A 20,542-nucleotide genomic window follows, 5' to 3' on the forward strand; every position below is an offset into this window, starting at 1 on the left:
CAGCGACACCCATCCGATGCTCTTCCCAAAAGGATCCGCCTTTGTCCCTACCGATGCCCCGCGGCTTCGAGAAGCCTTATGCCGCCTTCCTGTTCGATATGGACGGCACCATCCTCAATTCGATCCATGCGGCCGAACGCGCTTGGGGCGACTGGGCAAGACGTCATGGTCTGGATGTCGCTGAATTCCTGCCGAAGATGCACGGGTCGCGCGGCATCGATACGATTACCCGGCTGGACCTGCCCGGCGTCGATCCCGAACATGAAGCAAAATTGGTGACCGAGGCTGAGATCGCCGATGTCAGCGACGTCGTTCCCATTTCGGGTGCCGCGGCATTTCTGAGTTCGCTGCCGCCGGACCGCTGGGCGATCGTGACCTCCTCACCCCTGCGCCTGGCGCACCGGCGGCTGGAGGCGGCAGGCTTGCCGCGGCCGAAATTCATGGTGACGGCGGAGGACGTCAAAGTCGGAAAACCCGATCCGCAATGTTATATTCTCGGCGCCGAACGCCTCGGCGTCAGCCCGCGGGATTGCCTGGTGTTCGAGGATGTCGCAGCCGGCATCCTCGCCGGCGAGGCGGCCGGCGCCGACGTCATGGTCGTCACGGCAACCCATCACCAGAAGATGGAGACGCCGCATCCGACCTTCGCATCCTATGACGAGATCTCGATCCGCATCTCAGGCGACCGTGGAATGCTGATCGTCCCGAACGCGGCCTGAGCCGAGCGTCGCATCACTCCGCAGCTGCGGCAAGACAGCGGTCGATGATCCTGCCGATTTCGCTGCGGCAGGAGCCGCAATTGGTTCCGGCGCTGGTTTCCTTGCCGACCGCCTCGACGCTATGGCATCCACCGCGCACGGCAGCTGCGATCTGATTGACCCCGACGCTGAAGCACGAGCAGACGGTCGCACCCGGATCCGGCCTGCCGGCCCCGGGGCGGCCTGCGACGAGCGCAAAGCGTTTCCTCAAATCGCCATGCGAGGCGGTGAGCTGCGAGATCGCCCAGTTGCGCGCCACGGCGACCGGTTCACGCGCGAGAAAGAGCGCGGCAAGCAGCGTTTCGCCGTCGAAGAAAGCAAGCCTGAGATCGCCCGATTGCCGGTCGGCATAACCGAGCGGTTCGATGTCGTCGGGAATGGCGAAAACCGCGCGGCACCAGGCCACCCAGTCGTCGACGGGTTCACCGAAAGCAAGCTCCAGCCTCCAGCCGCCAACGGCCTTCGCCACGGCCCAATAGCAGGCGTCCGGCGTGGCGGGTTTTACCGCCGAGACTGCGAAACCGTAATGGCTGGCGCGGAAGGGGCGAAAGGCGACGGCGACGTTCTTGGAAGCCGGCTGCCCGGAAAAGGGGTCGGTGATCGGCGCGACAAGCGCGTCGATCCGCGCTTTTGCCGCGAACTGGTCGTTCCAGTGCATCGGCGCGAAGATGCCGCCGCGCGCCTGGCGATCGGTCACCAGGGCGCGGACGATGGCCTTGCCATGGGGGCTCTCGATCTCCACCAGACCGGCGCTCGATATGCCGGTCTCCATCGCATCGCGCGGATGGATTTCTGCGAAAGGCTCGGCGATATGAGCCGACAGCCGCGCGCTCTTTCCCGTCCGCGTCATCGTATGCCACTGGTCGCGAATGCGTCCTGTGTTCATCGTGAAAGGGAAATCGGCACTGGTGCGATCCGTTGCGGGCGGCGCCACCGCGACGAAGCGCGCCTTGCGGTCGGCATGGTAGAACCCGCCTTCGGCGAAGAAACGGGTGACGCCGGGTTCTGCTTCTGCCGCCTGCGGCCACTGGAAAGGTGACAGCGCATCATAGGCGCCGCCGGCGATATCGGCGCGGGCGCCGATATCGAAATCGCGGCTGCCGTTATTTTCGAAGGCGGAAAGGGCGGCATGTTCCGCGAAGATCTCGACCGGCGCATCGAAGTCGAAGGCGGCGTCAAAGCCCATGCGGCGGGCGACTTCCGCAAGCTGCCACCAGTCGGCCTTCGCCTCGCCTGGTGTGTCGAGGAAGGGGCGCTGCCTTGAAATGCGCCGTTCGGAATTGGTGACGGTGCCGTTTTTCTCGCCCCAGCCGAGCGAGGGCAGAAGCACATGCGCGTGCCGGCTCGTATCCGTCTCTTTCAGGATGTCGGAGACGACGACGAACGGACAGGCGGCGATCGCACTTTCGACGTTGTCGGCATCCGGCATCGAGACAACAGGATTGGTGGCCATGATCCAGAGCGCCTTGATGCGGCCGTCTGCCACTGCGCGGAACATGTCGACCGCCTTCAGGCCGGGCTTGGCGGCGATAACAGGCGATTTCCAGAAACGCTGCACGCGGTCCCGATCATCGGCATTCTCGATCGCCATGTGGGCGGCAAGCATGTTGGCGAGACCGCCGACCTCGCGCCCGCCCATGGCATTCGGCTGGCCGGTCAGCGAGAACGGTCCCATGCCCGGGCGGCCGATGCGGCCGGTCGCCAGATGACAGTTGAGGATGGCATTGACCTTGTCGGTGCCGGAGGACGATTGGTTGACGCCCTGGCTGTAGCAGGTCACCACTTTTTGCGTCGTTTCGAACAGCCGGAAGAACTCCCGGATCTGCATGGTCGGCAGGCCGGTCCGTTCCAGGAGATCGTTGATATCGAGTGCTGCAGCCGCGGCAAAAGCTTCGGCGAAACCTTCGGTATGAGCGGCAATATAGTTCTGGTCGATCGCAGGGCTTGTCGCGAGATGGGCAAGCAGACCCATGAACAGCGCGACGTCGCCGTCCGGGCGGATTGCCAGATGCAGATCGGCAATGTCGCATGTCATCGTCCGGCGCGGATCGATGACGACGATCCGCATGCTGGGCCGCGCCGCTTTTGCCGCGGCAAGCCGCTGGTAGATGACGGGATGGCACCAGGCAAGGTTGGAGCCAGTCAGTACCACGAGATCGGCGAGTTCGATATCCTCATAGGTCCCGGGTACCGTATCGGCGCCGAAAGCGCGGCGATGCCCCGCGACCGACGAGGACATGCAGAGCCTTGAATTGGTGTCGATATTGGCCGAGCCGATGAAGCCCTTCATCAGCTTGTTGGCGATGTAATAGTCTTCGGTCAGCAACTGGCCGGAGACGTAGAAGGCAACCGCGTCAGGCCCGTGTTCGGCGATCGTTTCGGAGAAACGCTTCGCAACGAGGTCAAGCACCTCGTCCCAACCGCTCCGCTCACCCGCGATCTCGGGATAGAGAAGCCGGCCGTCGAGATCGATGGTTTCGGCGAGTGCCGAGCCCTTCGAGCAAAGCCGGCCGAAATTCGACGGATGCTCGGGATCGCCCTTGACGCTAACGGCGCCGGCCTCGTCGACCGTAGCGATCACGCCGCAGCCGACGCCGCAATAGGGACAGGTGGTCTTGACCTCGGCCGTCATCTATTCCGCCGCCATCATCAGGCTTTCGAGTGCGATGAAGAGAGCGCCGTCCTCATTGCGGACCGGTATGGTCCGCACCGCGCCCTCGTCGGCGCCGAGCGCCTTGCCGGTTTCCAGCGAGATCACCCAGTTGTGCAGCGGGCAGGTGACTGCGTTGGCATGCACGATGCCCTGGGAGAGCGGGCCGCCCTTGTGCGGGCAGTGATCCTCGATGGCGAAGACTTCGTTCTCGGCCGTGCGGAAGACGGCGATCTTGCCCTGCGGCGTCTTCACGCAACGCGCCCCGCGCAGCGGGATATCGGAGATGTCACCGATTGCAACCCAATTCATGTCCATCTCCTTACTCGGCAGCCTGCGGATAGCCGATCGTCGCCATCGGCTTGAATTCATGCTTGTCCTTGCCGGAGACGCGCTCCGACCAGGGATCGACCTGGGCGAATTTCTGGCTGAAGACGAAGCGCTCGTAATAGGCCTTGCGCTTTTCGGCATCGTCCATGATCTGGCGGCGGATTTCATCCAGGCCGACGCGCTTGGCCCATTTGTAGATGCGCTCGAGATAGCGGGCCTGCTCGCGGTACATCTGCGTCAGCGCCACGATGTGCTCCAGCGCCTCGTCCTCGGTCTTCACGAGGCCGAGCACCTCCGTGCCCTTGATGTCGAGACCGGCGGCACCGGCGAAATGGATCTCGAAACCGGAATCGACGCAGATGACGCCGATATCCTTGCAGGTCGCTTCCGCGCAATTGCGCGGGCAGCCGGACACGGCCATTTTCAGCTTGGCCGGCGTCCACGAGCCCCACATGAATTTCTCGATGCGGATACCGAGGCCGGTGGAGTCCTGGGTGCCGAAGCGGCACCAGTCGGAGCCGACGCAGGTTTTCACCGTCCGCAGGCCCTTGGCATAGGCCTGGCCGGAGACGAAGCCGGCCTTGCCGAGATCGGCCCAGACGGCGGGCAGATCTTCCTTCTCGATGCCGAGCAGGTCGATACGCTGGCCGCCCGTCACCTTCACCATCGGGATCTCGAACTTGTCGACGACATCGGCGATGGCGCGCAGCTCGTTCGAATTGGTGACGCCGCCCCACATGCGCGGCACGACGGAGTAGGTGCCGTCCTTCTGGATATTGGCGTGGACGCGCTCATTGATGAAACGCGACTGGTAGTCGTCGGCATATTCGTCCGGCCAGTCGCAGACGAGGTAATAATTGAGCGCCGGCCGACACTTGGCGCAGCCGCAGGAAGTCTTCCATTCCAGTTCCTGCATGACGGCAGGAATGGTCTTCAGACCTTTCGCCTTGATCAGCCGGCGAACATCGTCATGGCCGAGTTCGGTGCAGGTGCACATCGGCTGGACGGCGGCCGGATTGTAGCCGTCGCCGAGCGTCAGCGCCATCAGCTGTTCGACGAGGCCGGTGCAGGAACCGCACGAGGCGGATGCCTTGGTATGGGCGCGCACGTCGTCGAGCGACGTCAATCCCTTGCTGGTGATGGTCGAAGTGATCTTGCCCTTGCAGACGCCGTTGCAGCCACAGATCTCCGCGTCATCCGGCAAGGCTGCAACGGCCGCCATAGGGTCCAGCGGCGACCCTCCCTGATAGGCCTGTCCGAAGATGAGCGTCTCGCGCATCTCGGAAATATCGGTCGCTTTCTTCTTCAGGTCGTTGAACCAGGCGCCGTCGGCGGTCTCGCCGTAAAGCACGGTGCCGATGATCTTGTTGTCCTTCAGCACCAAGCGCTTGTAGACGCCGGCCGAAGCGTCGCGCAGCACGATCTCCTCGCGGTCGTCGCCGTCGGCGAAATCGCCGAGCGAATAGAGTTCGATGCCGGTGACCTTGAGCTTGGTCGGCGTGTCCGCATGCACGAAGGCAGGCGAACGGTCGCCGGAGAGATGCGCGGCGGCAATGCGGGCCATCTCGTAAAGCGGCGCGACGAGGCCGTAGACCATGCCGCCCACCTCGGCGCATTCGCCGAGCGCAAAGATATCGCCGTCCGAAGTCTGCATGCCGGCATCGACGACGATGCCGCGATTGACCGCAAGGCCGGCGTCCTTCGCCAGGCCGACGCTCGGACGAATGCCGACGGCCATGACGACGAGCGTTGCCGGAATGATGCGGCCGTCGTCGAGTTCGATGCCTTCGACCTTGCCATTGCCGATGATCGCCTTGGTATTGGCCTTGCAGATGACCTTGATACCGCGTTCCTCGACGGCCTTCTGCAGCAGGTAGCCGGCGGCCGGATCGAGCTGGCGCTCCATCAGCGTCGGCATGACGTGCAGAACGGTGACGTCCATGCCGCGCTGGGCAAGGCCGGCCGCCGCTTCGAGGCCGAGCAGGCCGCCGCCGATGACGACCGCCTTTTCGCGCGACTGGGCGGCAAGCAGCATGGCCTGCACGTCGTCGAGATCGCGATAGGTGATGACGCCGGGCAGATCCTTGCCGGGAACCGGGATGATGAAGGGCACGGAACCGGTGGCGATCACCAGCTTGTCGTAGCTCTCGGTAACGCCGTGGTCGGAGGTGACCGTCTTGGCGGCGCGATCGATGTTGACGATCTTGTGGCCCTTGTAGAGCATGATGCCGTGCTTGATGTACCAGCCGTCACCGTGAATGATGATTTGCTCGTAGTCCTTCTCTCCCGAGAGAACCGGCGACAGCATGATGCGGTCGTAATTGACGCGTGGCTCGGCATTGAAGATCGTGACTTCGTAGCGTCCGGGCGACTGCTCCAAGAGGTGCTCCAGCATGCGCCCAGGCGCCATGCCATTGCCGATGATGACGAGTTTTTCGGTCATACTTCCAGGTCCTTAGAAATTAGGTTGCAGCCACGGGCGCCGTGTGCGCCCGACGCGACAGTTGCTTGACGGACAGGTGCATCCAGACGAGCGAGATTGCGACGATCGCAAAGAGCAGCAGGAAGCAGCTGGACCAGAGGCCGGTCATGTCCTTGAGCAGGCCGAAGGCGATCGGAAGGATGAAGCCGCCGAGACCGCCCATCATCCCGACGATGCCGCCGACGGCGCCGACGCTTTCGGGATAGTAGGCCGGGATGTGCTTGTAGACGGCGGCCTTGCCGAGGCTCATGAAGAAGCCGAGCACGAAGATGACGGCGATGAAGAGCACAGGCGTGATTGTCGTGGCCGGCAACGACAGGATGAGGGTGGCAACCGCCGAGACGGCAAACATCGCATACATCACGCTGCGCGCACCCTTCTTGTCCGACAGCACGCCGCCGAAGGCGCGGAAAATGCTGCCGGGGATCGAATAGGCGGCGGCGATCATGCCGGCGGTTTCCAGGTTGAAGCCGTAGACGCCGACGAGATAGCGCGGCAGCCACAAGGACAGGGCGACGAAGCCGCCGAAGGCGAAGAAATAGTAGAGCGAGAAGCGCCACACCTGGACGTTCTGCAGCGGTGCGAATTCCTGGGCGAAGCTCTTGGAGGCGACGCCGCGTTCGCGACGAAGACGGAAAGCCGGATCATCCGTAGTGGTGAACCAGAAGACGATTGCCATGAGCACCAGACCGGCGGCCCAGATCTGTGCAACCGCCTGCCATCCCCATGCGATCAGCGCGAAGGGCGCCGCGAATTTGGTCACGGCCGCACCGACATTGCCGGCGCCGAAAATGCCGAGCGCCGTTCCCTGCTTTTCCGCCGAGAAGAAAGGCGAGACATAGGCGACGCCGACTGCAAAGGAGCCGCCGGCAAGGCCGACACCGAGGCCGGCGATCAGCATCTGTGGATAGGTTTGGGCGTAGGAAAGCAGGAAGGTTGCCACCGCGGCTGCGAGCATCGTCAGCGTGTAGATGAGACGGCCGCCGTAACGCTCTGTCCAGATGCCAAGGACGATGCGAACCAGCGAACCGGTGAGAACCGGCGTGCCGACCAGCAATCCGAATTCGGCTTCGTTCAAGCCGAGGTCCCGCTTGATGCGGATGCCGATGATCGCGAAGATCGTCCAGACGGCAAAACAGAGGGTAAAAGCCAAAGTGGAGATCCACAGTGCTTTGGCTGGTTCGCCGGCGGACATGGGCTGCGCTTTCTCGATGACAGACATGACTTCTCCGTGGCCCGACAAGGTCGTGCCGATCCATCGCTATGGGTTAAAACAAAAAGCCGCTGGTCAGGACGCGCTGTACGAGGTGCGCGAAATATCCTGATCAGCGGCTTTGCTGGTGGCGCCCGCCGTTGGACGCCGAATCATGGCCTTCCGGCCTATCTGCGAACCGGCTCTTCACGTCGAAGAACCAAACTCTGTAACTCTCTTTGGGCGCCTATCGCGGGCCCTTCCTGCATCGATCGCCATTGACCGGGGCATTTATAACGAAGCAAACCTCATGCCAGTTTGCGGTACATGTGGCATCCAATTGAATCCAAAAGGGTTTTTCGGAAATCAGGATTTGCATGTTTTTGAGGCTGCATGTAGTCGTGCAAATCTTTTGTGCGTTGCGATGGGGCTTGCTGGCGTTTTGTGCAGGCAGGCACGGCTCAGATCTCGTCGCTGCCGGAAGCGAAGGGCAGGGCGCTTCTGACGGCAAAACCTGCGACATAATCCGGCAGCCGTGTCGGATCGAAGACGTGGCCGTCCATGAAGCGGTCGCCTTTATCGCTGCCCTCGATGCGGATGTCGGCGTCCTCAGGCGCATGGTTGTCGCCGAGGGCTGCGCGGTAGAGATCCGGACGATAGGCCGACGCGGCAGCCCGCGCCGTGTTGAGGCTCGCCTCGGCTTGGCCCCAGCGGATCATCTGGCTGTAGATCCATAGTGCTTGGCTTGGCCGGGGATAGTTGGCGAAACCGGAATGGAATTGGAAATAATCGGCGATGACGCGCCGGTTGCCGCTGGCGTCGAGGCTGAATTCGCCGGCGAGCACGCGGCGGATGATGTCGACGGGAGCGGCGATATAGCGGGGATCGGCGAGAGCGGCCGCCAGCGCGTCATGATTCTCCCGCCGATCGCACCAGCGGGCTGCCGCATCGAGCGCGACGATCAGCCGGGAAACGGTTTCCGGACGGCTTTCCGCCCAGTCCGGCCGCATGCCGATGACTTTTTCCGGGGCTGACGGCCAGATGTCCTGCTTGGCGGCGACGATGCGGCCGATGCCGCGCTCCGAGGCGATCATGTTCCACGGCGCGCCGACGCAGAAGCCCTCGATCGCGCCGGCCGCCAATGCGTCTGAGGTCAGCGGCGGCGGCACGACGACGAGCTTGACGTCCTTGTCGGGATCGATGCCGCCGGCGGCCAGCCAGTAGCGGAATTCGTAATTGTGCGAGGAGAAGGGATAGGTGACGCCGAAGGTCGGCGGCGGCTCGCCACGCGCCTTCATCTCTGCCAGCACCTTCGCAAGCGCATGGGCGCTGTCGAGCGCGCTCGCCGTTTCCGGCAACCCGGCGCCGTCTCGCATCCTCTCGAAGAGCCGCATCGACAGCGTGATCGCATTACCGCCGCGCCCGAGGGAAAAGGGCGTGATCGTCGGTGACGGGTTGGAGCCGAGGCCGAGCATGGAGGCGACGGGCATCGGTGAGAGCATATGGGCGATATCGAACTGGCGAAACGCCAGCCGATCGCGGACGTTCGCCCAGGAAACGTCCTTGACGAGATCGAGCGTCAGGCCTTCCTTCCGCGCGAAGCCGAATTCCGCCGCCGCGATCAGCACCGATGCGTCGACGAGCGGAATGAAACCCGCCCGCAGCACCTTTGCTCCCTCGTTGTTGACATGCGCGGGCGAGGGCAGCCCGCCGCTGGAACTGGCGGTCTTCGTCATCATATCCACTCCGGTTTCCTCCGGAAATTTTGGCGGCCGGCCATCACATCAAAAGTCCCGCAGCAGTGACAACGCTCTGGGCGATTTCCGACATCTTCTTCTTTTCGTTCATCGCCGTCTGGCGCAGCAGAGCGAAAGCCTCTTCCTCGGACAGGCCGCGCATCTTCATCAATATGCCTTTCGCACGCTCGATCAGCTTGCGTTCTTCCAACGCCGAGCGTGCGTCGGCCAACTCCCGCTGCAGCCGGCTGAAAGCGTTGAAGCGGCTGACGGCCATGTCGAGGATCGGTTTGACGCGTTCCTTCTTCAGCCCGTCGACGATATAGGCCGAGACGCCTGCATCGACAGCAGCTTCGATCGAGGCCGTATCGGAGCGGTCGACGAACATTGCGATCGGGCGGGAGACGGTGCGTGTTAGCTGGAACAGGTGTTCCATCATGTCTCGGTTGGGATTTTCGATGTCGATGATGATCACATCGGGAGTGAGCGTCTCGATGATGCGCGCGATACCGTTGACCTCGTGCACAACGGTGACGCGCGCGTGCCCTGCCTCGCGCAGCCCTTCCTCGATGATGGAGGCGCGGATGGCATTTTCGTCGATCACAAGAATTGTTAGATCGCGGTGCGTCATGCCCTATTTATGACGCGCTGCAGCAATTTTGGCAAGCTATACGCCCGAAAAGTGTGCAAAAATAAATTCGCACAAAATTTAATCATACTGCCTTGCTTTCGAGCGCCTTGCCTCTTGGCTACTTCAGCTCGTTTTGGCAGAGCCGATCAAACCGCGGTCTTCTGATCGCGCCGGACGGCCGGGAAAAATAATGCCGAAGCAGCCTGTAAATCGAAAGAGCATGCCTTCGGTTCTCGTGCTATATATTTTAAAGAAATGCAGCGAAAACCTTGGGATGGGAGAGTTTTCTGCTCGCAGCCGATGCTATCACAATCGCAATTCTAAGACTTCTGCGGCAGGCCGTTCCATGACCGCCATTTGAGATAACGAAACCCAACAAAGGCTTGGAGGGCCGACCATGAGCTTACGTATCAACGACATCGCTCCCGACTTTACCGCCGATACCACGCAGGGACCGATCAGTTTCCATGAATGGATCGGCAACGGCTGGGCCGTCCTGTTCTCGCACCCGAAAAATTTCACGCCCGTCTGCACGACGGAGCTCGGCGCCATGGCCGGTCTTGCGGGAGAATTTTCCAAGCGCGGCGCCAAGATCATCGGCATCTCCGTCGATCCTGTCGAAAGCCATGCCAAGTGGAAGGGCGACATCAAGACCGCGACCGGCTTCGACGTCGAATATCCGCTGATCGGCGACAAGGACCTCAAGGTCGCCAAGCTTTACGACATGCTGCCAGCCGGCGCCGGCGACAGCTCGGAGGGCCGCACGCCCGCCGACAATGCGACGGTGCGTTCGGTTTTCATCATCGGCCCTGACAAGAAGATCAAGCTGATCCTCACCTATCCGATGACGACGGGCCGCAATTTCAACGAGATCCTTCGCGCCATCGATTCCATCCAGCTGACGGCCAAGCATCAGGTGGCGACGCCGGCGAACTGGAATCAGGGCGAAGACGTCATCATCACCGCCGCGGTTTCCAACGAAGACGCCATCACCCGGTTCGGCTCCTTCGATACGGTTCTGCCCTATCTCAGGAAGACGAAGCAGCCGACGGCCTGATTTGCCGGTTCAAAACTTTAAGCCGCCGCGGCCCCTGGCCCGGCGGCTTTTTCGTGCGCTCTTGCTGAAAGGGGGAAGCTTCGCGTCTTCATCGATGCTATCTAGGGTTCGGCGTCGCGATGGAAGTTCGAACCTGCTGAGATCCGATGATAGGGCGAAAGCGTCAGTCCGGCTTTGAGAGGAGATCGGCAAAGGTCATGCTTTCGCTCTGCCTTCTGTTTTCCTCCGTGGACACGGGAACGGCTCAGCCGGAAGGCAGCGCTGGGCCGTCGGCGTGCCTTTATTCCGGGCCATCGGCGTCGGGATCGGGCGAAGCGCTGTGCATCCGCAAGGAGAGTTTCAACCGCGATCTCTGCGTTGCGATCGAGCATTTCGCTGAGGCCAATCAATTGCCGCCGGATTATTTCGCCCGTCTCATCTGGCGGGAGAGCACCTTTCGCCCCGATGCGCTCAGCATCAAGGGGGCGCAGGGAATTGCACAGTTCATGCCCGGAACGGCGAAGCTTCGTGGGCTCGAAGACAGCTATCAGGTGCTCGAAGCCCTGCGCAAATCGGCGCAGTATCTCGATGAATTGCGCAATCGGTTCGGCAATCTCGGGCTTGCCGCCGCCGCCTATAATGCCGGTGAAAACGGCCTTGCCTCCTACCTCAAATCAGGCAGATTGCCTTACGAAACGCGCAGCTACGTCGTGGCGATCACCGCGCATACGGTCGACGATTGGAAGGATAACCCGCCGGAGGCGGCGGCGGCCCCGCTCGACAAGGATAAGTCGTTCCTCGACAGCTGCGTGGCGCTCGCCGAAAGGCGAACATTGAAGGATGCGCCCTTGCGTCCGGAAGGCGACTGGGCCCCCTGGGGCGTCCAGCTTGCGGCGCATGCGGATGTTGCGGTGGCCCGGCGCCTTTTCCTCGATGCCGTAGAGGATCTGCCCGCGCCATTGAATGCGGAACAGCCGCTGATCCTGCGCCAGCGCGATCGCAGCTTCGGCTTTCGCCCGCGTTATGCCGCCCGTATCGCCCGGCAGACGCGTATGGAGGCCAACGACATCTGCAAGCAGATTCGCAGGCATGGCGGCACTTGCCTCGTTTTCAGGAATCGATAGCGGCGCCCTGCCGATGACGAAATGTCTCCTTGCAGGATCGCGGAGCCACGCCACATATTCGACGCGGATCACGCCAAGGGAGGAACGACGATGCGGGTTTTGGTAATCGGAGCGATGGGCCATGTCGGAACCTATCTCGTTCCCCGTCTGGTGGAGGCGGGTCACGACGTCATCACCATCAGCCGCGGCGCGGCAAAGCCTTATACGGCCCATCGCGCCTGGGCTTCTGTCGATCAGCGGCAGATGGATCGGGCGGGAATGGAGCGGACTGGCGAGTTCGGTCCGGCCGTGCGCGCACTGAAAGCCGATATCGTCATCGACATGATCTGCTTCACGCTGGAAAGCGCAAAACAGCTGGTGACGGCGCTATCGGGCCATGTCGGGCATTTTCTGCATACCGGCACGATCTGGACGCATGGCTACCCCGTGGCCGTGCCGACTCGGGAGGAGACGCCGAAGTCTCCCTTCGGTGACTATGGCGTGCAGAAGGCGGCGATCGAAGCCTATCTGCAGCAGCAGGCGAGACTCGAGCGATTTCCCGCAACCATCATTCATCCCGGCCATATTGTCGGCGTTGGGTGGGCGCCGCTCAATCCGGCCGGCAATTTCAACCTGCAGGTCTTTTCCACGCTTGCCCGTGGCGAGACCCTGGCTCTGCCCAATTTCGGCCTGGAGACCGTTCATCACGTCCATGCCGACGACGTGGCGGCGATGTTCATGGATGCGATCGCCAATTGGAATGCCTCGACCGGCGAAAGTTTCCATGCCGTTTCGGAGCAGGCCTTGACGCTTCGCGGTTATGCGGAAGCCATGTCGCGCTGGTTCGGCCACGAGCCGAAGCTCACCTTCGCGCCCTTCGACAGCTGGGCCGAAGACCAGACGGCCGAGGATGCGGAGGCAACATGGGAGCATATCGCCCGCAGCCCGAATTGCTCGATCGCCAAAGCTAAACGTCTGCTCGGCTTTGCCCCGAGATATACATCCCTGCAGGCCGTGCAGGAATCGGTCGGTTGGCTGCGCGGGCAGGGAAAGATTCACAGCTAACGAATCAGGATCGCCCTGAAATCATTGACGTTGGTGCCGGTCGGCCCGGTCTCGAAGAGATCGCCTATGGCCTTGAAAGCGGAATAGCTGTCATTGCCGTCGAGGAGGCGGCAGGGATCGAGGCCGGCGGCGCGCAGGCGCTTTATCGTGCCGCCATCGGCATAGGCGCCGGCATTGTCCTCCGATCCGTCGATTCCGTCCGTATCCGCCGCGAGAAGATGAATGCCCTCGTGCCCGTCGATCGCCAATGCTGCGGCAAGCGCAAATTCGCCGTTGCGCCCGCCCTTTCCGCCCTTGGCCCTCAGTGTCACCGTCGTCTCGCCGCCGGAAAGCATGACGGCGGGCTTGGAAAACGGCCGGTCGCGGCCGAGCACTTCGCGGGCGATCGCGGCATGCACCTGCGCTACGTCGCGCGATTCTCCTTCGATCGCATCCGAGAGAATGACCGGCGTGACGCCCTGCGCCTTCGCCATGGCCGCCGCCGCTTCCAGCGACACGCCCGCCGAGGCGATGATGTGGTGCTCGTGCCGCAAAAAAACCGGATCGTCCGGTCGCGGCGCATCGGCCTTGGGCGAGGTCAGATGGTCGAGCGCTGCCTGCGGCAGCTGCAATCCATATTGCCGGACGATCTCCAGCGCCTGATGCCTGGTCGAGCCATCCGGCACCGTCGGCCCGGAGGCGACATGGGCAGGATTGTCGCCGGGAATATCCGAAACGATCAGGCTGACGACCCTTGCCTTGGTCGCCGCCGCAAGTCTCCCGCCCTTGATGGTGGAGAGATGCTTGCGCACGACATTCATTGCGGAAATCGGTGCGCCGGAGGCGAGCAGCATTTCGTTCAGCGCGATCTCGTCTTCGAGGGTGAGGCCTTCCGGCGGGGAGGGCAGCAGCGCCGAACCGCCGCCGCAGATCAGTGCGATCACCAGATCGTCTTCGGCAAGGCCGCTTACGGTTTCCGTCAGCCGCCTTGCCGCGACAAGTCCCGCGGCATCCGGCACGGGATGGGCGGCCTCGATGATTTCGATGGCGCGCGTCTCGCAGCCATAGCCGTAACGGGTGACGACCAGCCCTTCGAGCTTTCCGTCCCAGACGCTCTCCAGCGCCCGCGCCATCTGCGCGGCACCCTTGCCCGCACCGATCACTACGGTCCTTCCCTTCGGCTTGGCAGGCAGATGCGCCTTGATGCCGGTCAGCGGATCGGCGGCGCCGACGGCGGCGTCGAACAGGCTTTTCAGGAAATCGCGGGGAGCGGTTGTCGTCATCGTGGTTTTTGCTGCCTCAATTGTCGATCGTGGTGCGGACTGTCGGCGCATCGACATGCCCGCGTCAAGTTTAAAGGCGTCGCCGATTGGTGGCATTTGCGTCGTCCGAAGAGGATAGAAGGCGAAACGAATAGAAAGCCTTAACCATACTCCCGTAGACATCGAAGGGAATCAGAGGAACCTGTGTTCGATGGCTACTGACATGACCCGCCGCCCCACCTCCCATGAAGGCAGGATTATCGCTTTTCCCGCCGCGACCGGAACGGCCAATATCGAGCGCTGTGCCCGTGAACTTGGCCGGCGGCATGGCGCCGATGCGCTGGAATTCTGGAAGGCCGAATGCCGCCGGTTTGCCGATCAGCTTTTGGCGGCCGGGGTGCCGGAGAGCGATGTCGGCCAGCGGGTGATGCAGTTTCAGGAAGATGTGCAGACCGAACTCGTGCTCAGCCACGAGAAGCGGGCTGTCGCGAAATCTCAAAAACGATAAAGCAAACACGTCGGAGCTCGAAAGAGCCGGCTGCTTTCGCCGCATGAAAGGGCGCGGGCTCCTGGTCCGCGCCCATATTTCATTCTAGCGCCGCGAGGCAATGATCAGGTCTTCCTCTTCATCGCGTTGCGATCCGCCGAGGGCTGCGGCGGCAGAGGCGATGAAGGCGCCGATCAGAAGCGACAACGAGCCGAGCAGGGCCGTGGTGGAGGCTGCCTTGCGTGCCTCGTCGGCAGCTTTCTGCGTGGCGACCTTGGCGTCTTCGATCCGCTTCAGCACCGCGTCGACACGCGCCCGCGCATCAGCCTCGGCAAGGCCGGTCCGCGATGAGACGATGGTGGCGAGATAGGCCTTGTCGTCATCCGGCACTTGTCCCTGGGCGGCCCCGTTCAGCAGGATGCGGGATACCTCCGAGGTTGCGGCAGCATCATTGGATGTTGCCTGGGCGCGTGCCTGGTCGGGACGCAGCAATGCGTCGGTGAAATAGGCGGTGGATAGATCCAGCGGCGAGTCTGCCGACGATGCTGCCGCCGTGCCCGCGACGGTTGCGGTCGAGCCGACGGCTTGTGCTGCCGAACCCACGGCTTGCGCGCCTGCGCCGGCGAGCGATGTCAGCGATGACGTGAGAAACCCGGCGACGAAGACCGTTGCCACCGCCCAGCTGATGAAACCATGGGCGGTGTCGCGGAAGAAGACCTCGTCGGTGTGGACGGCGGCCCACTTCGTGCGCAGCCGGCCGGTGATATAACCGCCGAGTGCCGAAGAAAGCCATTGCACGACGACGAGCCAGATCGCCGCCGTCACGCCGAGCGTGCCGAGCGAAGCGCTTTCTCCCGACCAGGGAGATACCATGGTCAATCCGACGCCCGAACCCAGCAGCAAAAGGATGAGCGTCACTGCGATGGCAGCGGCCGCACCTGCGAAGATGGGGCCCCATGTCATGGCGGATTTGGAGGATTCGACCGGAGCGACGACCTCTCCGGAAACCGGAGCGATCGCCTCTCTGGAACCTGTCATTGAAACCGACATGATCTGATCCTATCGCATGAACAGAGCCAGAAGAATGATGATCGGCAGTGGAACGCCGAGCAGCCAAAGTAGAATACCGCGACCCATGAGAGACCTCCTGTCAAAGCTGACGTTACGTGGTTGAGGCCATTTAACTTTTAACCCCGGCGTTTGTTCCCGACGGCCGCGATCGGCGCCATAAACGACGACGCCTCGCTCCTTCAATCGCGCGGCAGCTTCTCGAGCAGGAGCAGATTGCCGGACCGGTTGCCGCATGCTCGGCATGCGAGGCGCCTGGCCAGCGTGGCGAGAGACAGCGTGTCGCCGCAGCGCCTGATAACGTCCCGCCGTCCGATCGGCGCTTGATGACGGCATACCCGGCAACGGCCATGAATGACGAACCATTGCGGCAAGGTTGCCAGCGTCTGCCTTTCGGTTTCGATGGCATAGCCGGCAGGCGGCTGAAGCTCGATGCTGCGGCGATGTTTCATCTTCGTTCGAAGGCCGGTGCCCATCCCCGCGTCATGCCGCGGCTCATCGCTCCTTCCGTCAGGGCAAGCTCAAGCCTGAGGTGGCGGCAATCCAGCAGCAATGTCGTGATGGCGGCGCGGACGTTCCCGTCATGAAAGGCGACGACTGCATCGACTTCTCCTTTCAGCGTTTCGTCCGCCAGTTTTTCGATTGTTTCAGGGCGCACGGCATCGATCTCCTTTCAGAGTTTCTCCAAACACAAGTTTTCAGATTGGCGGCCGCCACGCCGACGTTCCTATTATGTTCCGTTCAATGTCCGAGTCAAGAGAAGAGACGATCGATATGCTGTCCCTCCCGAACCGGATTGATGAATGGTGGAAAAAATGGAGATCGCGCAGGGTTTGGATGGGTGTGGGCGGAGACAGGAGACTCCGCCCGCGCGATCTCCTTTGATACCAACGATCGGCCGAAACCGATGTTCCCGTACGCTTTCGAACTGAAACAATTTCGAAACACCCTTGTTCGCTGCCTACGCCAACAAGCACCGAGGAGAACGACAATGTTTCTAAGAATGATGGCAGTAACCGCGATCTCGATTGGCCTGGCCACATCTGCAATGGCGCAGTCGAGCGGCGGCAGCGGCTCGGGATCCGGCAGCGGCAGCAGCAGCGGGGCTTCGGGCGCCGGCAGCGGCACCACCGGTTCCGGCAACACCGACACCGGCGGCACTGCCCCCAACACCACCACCGGCGCCGGAGCGACCGGCGCGAACGGTTCGGGCGGTGATCCGAACGATTGCCAGCGCCAGCAGGCTGGCGGCACCGGTAACCCGGCACCGACGTCCGGCAATACGTCGGCACAGCCGGATGCCGCAAATGCCTGCCAATAGCGGTGGCCTTGCTTCGTAGACCTGTCCCTGAAAGCGGCTGTTCCGCTTTTAGGGCTTGCTCCCGGTGCTGGAGAGCTATCCGGTAATTGCGTGAAGGCAAGAATCTTGCGTACTCGGAGCTGACGTCCGCCGGGAGAGTGCATATATCTTCAGCTGCAAGCTGCTCTGGAAGAGATGAGTTTCGGGGAGGATCTCTCCTGGACTTCCCACGGGGGCTCCCATCTCTCGGCCACAGAGTAAAACTGGAGAAGCATTGATGAACAGATTACGGGCATTTGCAGCAGCCGGCGCCATCACTCTTGCCGCCATCACCTCCGCCTGCTCGACGCCTCCGAATTCCTATGGCTCGGCATCGGGCTATGTGCCGGGAGATTCCATGAACCCGGCCTGCGCCGATGGTTTCCGCCCCCGTGAAGGGCGCGCGTGCAGCTACTAAGCCCGATGTCGCTGTGGCTTGCGAATGAACGCGCCGGGGCCAGCATGAGCACCATCGTCGCCTGTATTTGATGCGCGGGGTCCGCTTTCCCGGCAAGGAAACGGCTCCCCGATCGGCCAGCGCATTTCACTACTACAGGCGAAGAGTCCGCTATCTTCACGCCTCGGAACACTTAGCCCTCGTCGCCGTTCCTCCATTCCAACGATAGGAGGATATACCCATGGATTGGAACCGTGTTGAAGGAAACTGGAAGCAGATGAAAGGCAAGGTCAAAGAGCAGTGGGGCAAGCTCACTGATGACGACCTTGATGTAATCAGCGGCAAGCGCGACCAGCTCGAAGGCAAGATCCAGGAGCGCTATGGCTACGAAAAAGACCGCGCCAGCAAAGATATCGACGACTGGTACGGCCGCCAGAGCTGGTAACAATTGACCTCAACCATATAAAGCCGTCGGCATCCGGCCGGCGGCTTATCTATTGGAAGATAGCGTGCTGTCGCAGCGCCACCTGACGCCTCCATCGAGATATATGAGAAGCAGGGCGGGCGGCTGCGCCAACCCTGAGGCACGCCAGCCGGTGTCTTTCTGGAACGCCCGTAGGGGAAAGCTGTTCATCTTAGGTTAATGCCCATTAACCCAGACTCGCAGCCCTGAAAGGATGCGCCGATGAAAAAGCTTTTTCTCGCAGTCGCAGCCACAGTCTTGGCTGCCTCTTTCGCCCTGCCGCTAAACGCTGCGCCGATCGTCGTGCCGAAAGCGGTAGCTGTGCACAACGACGTCGAGCAGGTCAAACACCGTCGCCACGGTAATGGGCATGCCTATGGCCACTGGAAGAAACGCCGCTATGCCCACCGCGACTGCCGGTATTACGGCTCGTGCTACCGTCCGCGGTATTACGGTCATCGCGACTACTACGGCTATCGCGACGATTACCGCTATCGTCGTCGGTCAGGTGTGACCGTGTATTTCGATTTTTAGTCGGCGGTGGCCGGCCACTTGGGTCGTCGGCGCGAATGCCGACGGTCTTTTCATGGCGCAAAGCTGCGAAGGTCGCCTTTCCATAGGCGAACATCGTCTCCATCCAGGCGGCTTCGAAGGCGGGCAATCGGCAAATGCCGAGTTGTAAAAGCGGGGAGAGAAAGTGGAGAATTAAGTGCCTGCTGTCGGATTTCTCAACGAACACAGGCTCTTGAAAAATGGCTCCCCGGGCCGGATTCGAACCGGCGACCTGTCGATTAACAGTCGAATGCTCTACCGCTGAGCTACCAGGGATCACTGCTTGGCGCGGTGTGAGTGGGCTAATACAAATGCTTGCCCGGTTTGCCAAGCGGTTTTTTCAAAAAAATGAAATGAACTTGTATTTAGGTTGCCTGTGCCCATTTGTGGTGAATGACGAATGGGAATGATTATGGACAGACGCGGGGCGGCGAGGAGCCCAAGGTGCGGGCAAGGCGCTTCGGTATCGACCACGCAAGCGGCAGGCTTATGCTCGGCTCTTTCAGCATCGGCATGCCGCGCTCACGCTTGGCGCGGATGGCGATCGGCATTGCGCTGATTTTCTGTGGAGTGCTGGGCTTCCTGCCCATCCTCGGCTTCTGGATGCTGCCGCTCGGCTTCCTCGTGCTCTCGCATGATCTGCCACTTGCCCGCCGGCTTCGGCGGCGGCTAGCAGTCTGGTGGCATAGACGGCGGAAGCCGGCGGGCTGATGATTGCTTGGGGAACAGTGAATGGCTTTCCGCACTCAAGATGTAGCGATGCGAAAGCAAGATCGCGCCGAGATGGCCTAGGTGAAGAAATGAAAGCATTTTTTGTTCTCGCCCTGTCGGCGGCGACGATTCTCTCAGGCGCTCCCGCTGAAGCTCAGGTCGACAGCCGCGGTTTCGACGCTCGCGGCATCTGCCGCCGTCCCGAAGGCTGCGTCGTCGATCACGGTCAGGGCGGCAGCTATAATGGCCCTCGCAACTACCGCAATTTCAACGGCCGCAACGAGCGTGATGGCGGGAGCGACCGCGATAGGGACAACCGCCGCTACCGCTCTCAGAACAGAAGCGACAATCTCGGCGGCGATCACGCGCGGGATCGTCCCGCGGCAATAACTGTCGGCTGATGCTGGCATGGGGTGGTCTGCCGCCGTATCTAGTTCGACCGCAATTCGCTCGCCTCGAAAATTCCTCTATTGCCCGGGTCGAGGCTGGTTGCCATCAGCAGGCTGCAGGCGGCGATGAGGAGGGCGAGCTTCAGCCCGTAAGACGCCACGGAGCCGCGTTGCCTGTGGTGCGGTGAGACGCGGCAGGGAGCGATATAGTAGTTGTAGTAAAAGTGCGGGTCACTCGTTTCCAGCAGGTTCTGGTAGACGTGGGGAGGGATATCCGCGTGTTTTACCGGGCGGGAGCCGGAGAATTTTACCAGCAGATCCCGAGTTTCCGCATCATATGCCGCACGCATGTGCTTCGATTTGAGGGCGGCCCAATCCATCGCGGCTCCTACACAGATTCCATGCCCTCCCGATGAAATAAGATGTCCGGACGGTGATCGAAGTCAAGCTTGGGATTTGTTTCAAATACCATCCTTGGCAGGAAATGGAGCATCGTCACCGGTTAGAAACCTTGGTCTGCGACGGATCGTTCCAGGATAGGAAAATGACCTTTTCGGGAGCATCGAAACGCCGTTTTTCCGAAATGCCCTCTTGCGATTTCCTTACGATCATTCTAAACGCTCGCCACGGCTCGGACAACGAGCGGGTGAGGCCTCGTGGCGGAGTGGTGACGCAGAGGACTGCAAATCCTTGTACCCCGGTTCAATTCCGGGCGAGGCCTCCAAAATTCTCCCACATGACATAATCAGCTTGAAATGCCGTCATCCGGCCGCATCGGATCGGCCTCGGCCGGCACGAGTTGCGGCTGAAGCAATGCGGGGAGAATCGAGCGCGGTTCGGTGGGCGGCCGTCTCAGGTCGCTTTGCCGTCCAGCAGCCCACAGCAGAAGATGCCAATGAGCGCTGCGACGAT

General features: G+C 61.8%; 22 protein-coding genes and 2 tRNA genes. 12 read left to right on the forward strand and 12 right to left on the reverse strand.

Going from position 1 to position 20,542, the window contains the following annotated elements; all coding sequences use genetic code 11:
- Positions 1-41 precede the first annotated feature (41 nt).
- Positions 42-719, forward strand: coding sequence for an HAD family hydrolase (locus tag ATY76_RS13495; RefSeq protein WP_088675258.1), 678 nt, complete (start codon positions 42-44; stop codon positions 717-719).
- A 13-nt stretch (positions 720-732) separates the two neighbouring features.
- On the opposite strand, the gene ATY76_RS13500 is transcribed toward ATY76_RS13495, so the two are convergent.
- The 6 genes from ATY76_RS13500 to ATY76_RS13525 form a co-directional block, all read right to left on the reverse strand.
- Complete coding sequence (locus ATY76_RS13500; RefSeq protein WP_088675259.1) at positions 733-3,390, reverse strand: nitrate reductase; 2,658 nt, start codon at positions 3,388-3,390, stop codon at positions 733-735.
- Positions 3,391-3,726 (reverse strand): nitrite reductase small subunit NirD, encoded by a 336-nt coding sequence (gene nirD / locus ATY76_RS13505; protein ID WP_190233648.1) that lies wholly within the window; start codon positions 3,724-3,726, stop codon positions 3,391-3,393.
- A 4-nt stretch (positions 3,727-3,730) separates the two neighbouring features.
- A complete protein-coding gene (gene nirB / locus ATY76_RS13510; protein WP_088675261.1) occupies positions 3,731-6,181 on the reverse strand; it encodes a nitrite reductase large subunit NirB in 2,451 nt (816 codons plus the stop codon).
- 19 nt (positions 6,182-6,200) lie between these two features.
- Positions 6,201-7,442 carry a nitrate/nitrite transporter gene (locus ATY76_RS13515; RefSeq protein ID WP_088675262.1) on the reverse strand — a complete coding sequence of 414 codons (1,242 nt, stop codon included), beginning with the start codon at positions 7,440-7,442 and terminating at the stop codon, positions 6,201-6,203.
- A gap of 431 nt (positions 7,443-7,873) precedes the next feature.
- Positions 7,874-9,157 (reverse strand): CmpA/NrtA family ABC transporter substrate-binding protein, encoded by a 1,284-nt coding sequence (locus ATY76_RS13520; protein ID WP_190233649.1) that lies wholly within the window; start codon positions 9,155-9,157, stop codon positions 7,874-7,876.
- 34 nt (positions 9,158-9,191) lie between these two features.
- Positions 9,192-9,779: an ANTAR domain-containing response regulator gene (locus tag ATY76_RS13525; RefSeq protein ID WP_088675264.1), complete on the reverse strand. Its 588-nt coding sequence runs from the start codon at positions 9,777-9,779 to the stop codon at positions 9,192-9,194.
- Between the two features lie 397 nt (positions 9,780-10,176).
- On the opposite strand from ATY76_RS13525, the gene ATY76_RS13530 reads away from it, so the two are divergent.
- From ATY76_RS13530 to ATY76_RS13540, 3 genes are all read left to right on the forward strand, one after another.
- On the forward strand, positions 10,177-10,836 hold the full coding sequence (locus ATY76_RS13530) for a peroxiredoxin (RefSeq protein WP_088675265.1): 660 nt from the start codon (positions 10,177-10,179) through the stop codon (positions 10,834-10,836).
- Between the two features lie 146 nt (positions 10,837-10,982).
- Positions 10,983-11,939 (forward strand): lytic transglycosylase domain-containing protein, encoded by a 957-nt coding sequence (locus ATY76_RS13535; RefSeq protein WP_088675266.1) that lies wholly within the window; start codon positions 10,983-10,985, stop codon positions 11,937-11,939.
- A 90-nt stretch (positions 11,940-12,029) separates the two neighbouring features.
- Positions 12,030-12,983: an NAD(P)-dependent oxidoreductase gene (locus ATY76_RS13540; protein WP_088675267.1), complete on the forward strand. Its 954-nt coding sequence runs from the start codon at positions 12,030-12,032 to the stop codon at positions 12,981-12,983.
- On the opposite strand, the gene ATY76_RS13545 is transcribed toward ATY76_RS13540, so the two are convergent.
- Positions 12,980-14,245: a glycerate kinase gene (locus tag ATY76_RS13545; RefSeq protein WP_088675268.1), complete on the reverse strand. Its 1,266-nt coding sequence runs from the start codon at positions 14,243-14,245 to the stop codon at positions 12,980-12,982. The two genes, ATY76_RS13540 and ATY76_RS13545, sit on opposite strands and share 4 nt — an antisense overlap.
- Positions 14,246-14,435: 190 nt before the next feature.
- On the opposite strand from ATY76_RS13545, the gene ATY76_RS13550 reads away from it, so the two are divergent.
- Positions 14,436-14,732: a DUF6074 family protein gene (locus tag ATY76_RS13550; protein WP_088675269.1), complete on the forward strand. Its 297-nt coding sequence runs from the start codon at positions 14,436-14,438 to the stop codon at positions 14,730-14,732.
- An 84-nt stretch (positions 14,733-14,816) separates the two neighbouring features.
- On the opposite strand, the gene ATY76_RS13555 is transcribed toward ATY76_RS13550, so the two are convergent.
- The 3 genes from ATY76_RS13555 to ATY76_RS13565 form a co-directional block, all read right to left on the reverse strand.
- Positions 14,817-15,761: a hypothetical protein gene (locus tag ATY76_RS13555; protein WP_088675270.1), complete on the reverse strand. Its 945-nt coding sequence runs from the start codon at positions 15,759-15,761 to the stop codon at positions 14,817-14,819.
- A 200-nt stretch (positions 15,762-15,961) separates the two neighbouring features.
- The gene (locus ATY76_RS13560; RefSeq protein ID WP_088675335.1) at positions 15,962-16,231 is read right to left on the reverse strand and encodes a hypothetical protein; all 270 of its coding nucleotides are present in this window, start codon (positions 16,229-16,231) and stop codon (positions 15,962-15,964) included.
- Positions 16,228-16,422 (reverse strand): hypothetical protein, encoded by a 195-nt coding sequence (locus ATY76_RS13565; RefSeq protein WP_088675336.1) that lies wholly within the window; start codon positions 16,420-16,422, stop codon positions 16,228-16,230. Before ATY76_RS13565 ends, ATY76_RS13560 begins: the two co-directional genes overlap by 4 nt.
- A gap of 348 nt (positions 16,423-16,770) precedes the next feature.
- Here ATY76_RS13565 and ATY76_RS13570 point away from each other — a divergent pair, with 348 nt between their 5' ends.
- The 4 genes from ATY76_RS13570 (at position 16,771) to ATY76_RS13585 (ending at position 18,512) form a co-directional block, all read left to right on the forward strand.
- Complete coding sequence (locus tag ATY76_RS13570) at positions 16,771-17,100, forward strand: oxidoreductase (protein ID WP_088675271.1); 330 nt, start codon at positions 16,771-16,773, stop codon at positions 17,098-17,100.
- A 256-nt stretch (positions 17,101-17,356) separates the two neighbouring features.
- A complete protein-coding gene (locus tag ATY76_RS13575) occupies positions 17,357-17,536 on the forward strand; it encodes a hypothetical protein (RefSeq protein WP_088675272.1) in 180 nt (59 codons plus the stop codon).
- 220 nt (positions 17,537-17,756) lie between these two features.
- A complete protein-coding gene (locus ATY76_RS13580; RefSeq protein ID WP_088675273.1) occupies positions 17,757-17,960 on the forward strand; it encodes a CsbD family protein in 204 nt (67 codons plus the stop codon).
- 240 nt (positions 17,961-18,200) lie between these two features.
- Positions 18,201-18,512, forward strand: coding sequence for a hypothetical protein (locus ATY76_RS13585; RefSeq protein WP_088675274.1), 312 nt, complete (start codon positions 18,201-18,203; stop codon positions 18,510-18,512).
- Between the two features lie 219 nt (positions 18,513-18,731).
- On the opposite strand, the gene ATY76_RS13590 is transcribed toward ATY76_RS13585, so the two are convergent.
- Positions 18,732-18,806 (reverse strand) — tRNA-Asn (locus ATY76_RS13590).
- A 117-nt stretch (positions 18,807-18,923) separates the two neighbouring features.
- Between ATY76_RS13590 and ATY76_RS13595 the strand changes: the two genes are divergently transcribed.
- Positions 18,924-19,241: a hypothetical protein gene (locus ATY76_RS13595; RefSeq protein WP_088675275.1), complete on the forward strand. Its 318-nt coding sequence runs from the start codon at positions 18,924-18,926 to the stop codon at positions 19,239-19,241.
- An 89-nt stretch (positions 19,242-19,330) separates the two neighbouring features.
- Positions 19,331-19,642, forward strand: coding sequence for a hypothetical protein (locus tag ATY76_RS13600; RefSeq protein ID WP_088675276.1), 312 nt, complete (start codon positions 19,331-19,333; stop codon positions 19,640-19,642).
- A 29-nt stretch (positions 19,643-19,671) separates the two neighbouring features.
- Here ATY76_RS13600 and ATY76_RS13605 read toward each other — a convergent pair whose 3' ends face one another.
- Entirely contained in the window at positions 19,672-20,010 is a 339-nt protein-coding gene (locus tag ATY76_RS13605; protein WP_088675277.1) for a KTSC domain-containing protein, read from the reverse strand.
- Positions 20,011-20,280: 270 nt separating this feature from the next.
- On the opposite strand from ATY76_RS13605, the gene ATY76_RS13610 reads away from it, so the two are divergent.
- Positions 20,281-20,354, forward strand: a tRNA-Cys gene (locus tag ATY76_RS13610).
- The last annotated feature ends 188 nt before the right edge of the window (positions 20,355-20,542 follow it).

The organism is Rhizobium sp. R339, assembly GCF_002211395.1.
GTDB lineage: Bacteria > Pseudomonadota > Alphaproteobacteria > Rhizobiales > Rhizobiaceae > Rhizobium.

Bases quoted from the DNA above. Each gene is read 5' to 3' on its own strand.
- ATY76_RS13535 (WP_088675266.1), top strand. From the start codon at position 10,983: ATGATAGGGCGAAAGCGTCAGTCCGGCTTTGAGAGGAGATCGGCAAAG.
- ATY76_RS13575 (WP_088675272.1), top strand. From the start codon at position 17,357: ATGAACAGATTACGGGCATTTGCAGCAGCCGGCGCCATCACTCTTGCC.
- ATY76_RS13605 (WP_088675277.1), bottom strand. From the start codon at position 20,010: ATGGATTGGGCCGCCCTCAAATCGAAGCACATGCGTGCGGCATATGAT.
- ATY76_RS13570 (WP_088675271.1), top strand. From the start codon at position 16,771: ATGTTTCTAAGAATGATGGCAGTAACCGCGATCTCGATTGGCCTGGCC.
- ATY76_RS13585 (WP_088675274.1), top strand. From the start codon at position 18,201: ATGAAAAAGCTTTTTCTCGCAGTCGCAGCCACAGTCTTGGCTGCCTCT.
- ATY76_RS13580 (WP_088675273.1), top strand. From the start codon at position 17,757: ATGGATTGGAACCGTGTTGAAGGAAACTGGAAGCAGATGAAAGGCAAG.
- ATY76_RS13595 (WP_088675275.1), top strand. From the start codon at position 18,924: ATGACGAATGGGAATGATTATGGACAGACGCGGGGCGGCGAGGAGCCC.
- ATY76_RS13530 (WP_088675265.1), top strand. From the start codon at position 10,177: ATGAGCTTACGTATCAACGACATCGCTCCCGACTTTACCGCCGATACC.
- ATY76_RS13515 (WP_088675262.1), bottom strand. From the start codon at position 7,442: ATGTCTGTCATCGAGAAAGCGCAGCCCATGTCCGCCGGCGAACCAGCC.
- ATY76_RS13500 (WP_088675259.1), bottom strand. From the start codon at position 3,390: ATGACGGCCGAGGTCAAGACCACCTGTCCCTATTGCGGCGTCGGCTGC.
- ATY76_RS13555 (WP_088675270.1), bottom strand. From the start codon at position 15,761: ATGTCGGTTTCAATGACAGGTTCCAGAGAGGCGATCGCTCCGGTTTCC.
- ATY76_RS13560 (WP_088675335.1), bottom strand. From the start codon at position 16,231: ATGAAACATCGCCGCAGCATCGAGCTTCAGCCGCCTGCCGGCTATGCC.
- ATY76_RS13545 (WP_088675268.1), bottom strand. From the start codon at position 14,245: ATGACGACAACCGCTCCCCGCGATTTCCTGAAAAGCCTGTTCGACGCC.
- ATY76_RS13525 (WP_088675264.1), bottom strand. From the start codon at position 9,779: ATGACGCACCGCGATCTAACAATTCTTGTGATCGACGAAAATGCCATC.
- ATY76_RS13550 (WP_088675269.1), top strand. From the start codon at position 14,436: ATGGCTACTGACATGACCCGCCGCCCCACCTCCCATGAAGGCAGGATT.
- nirD (WP_190233648.1), bottom strand. From the start codon at position 3,726: ATGGACATGAATTGGGTTGCAATCGGTGACATCTCCGATATCCCGCTG.
- nirB (WP_088675261.1), bottom strand. From the start codon at position 6,181: ATGACCGAAAAACTCGTCATCATCGGCAATGGCATGGCGCCTGGGCGC.
- ATY76_RS13540 (WP_088675267.1), top strand. From the start codon at position 12,030: ATGCGGGTTTTGGTAATCGGAGCGATGGGCCATGTCGGAACCTATCTC.
- ATY76_RS13600 (WP_088675276.1), top strand. From the start codon at position 19,331: ATGAAAGCATTTTTTGTTCTCGCCCTGTCGGCGGCGACGATTCTCTCA.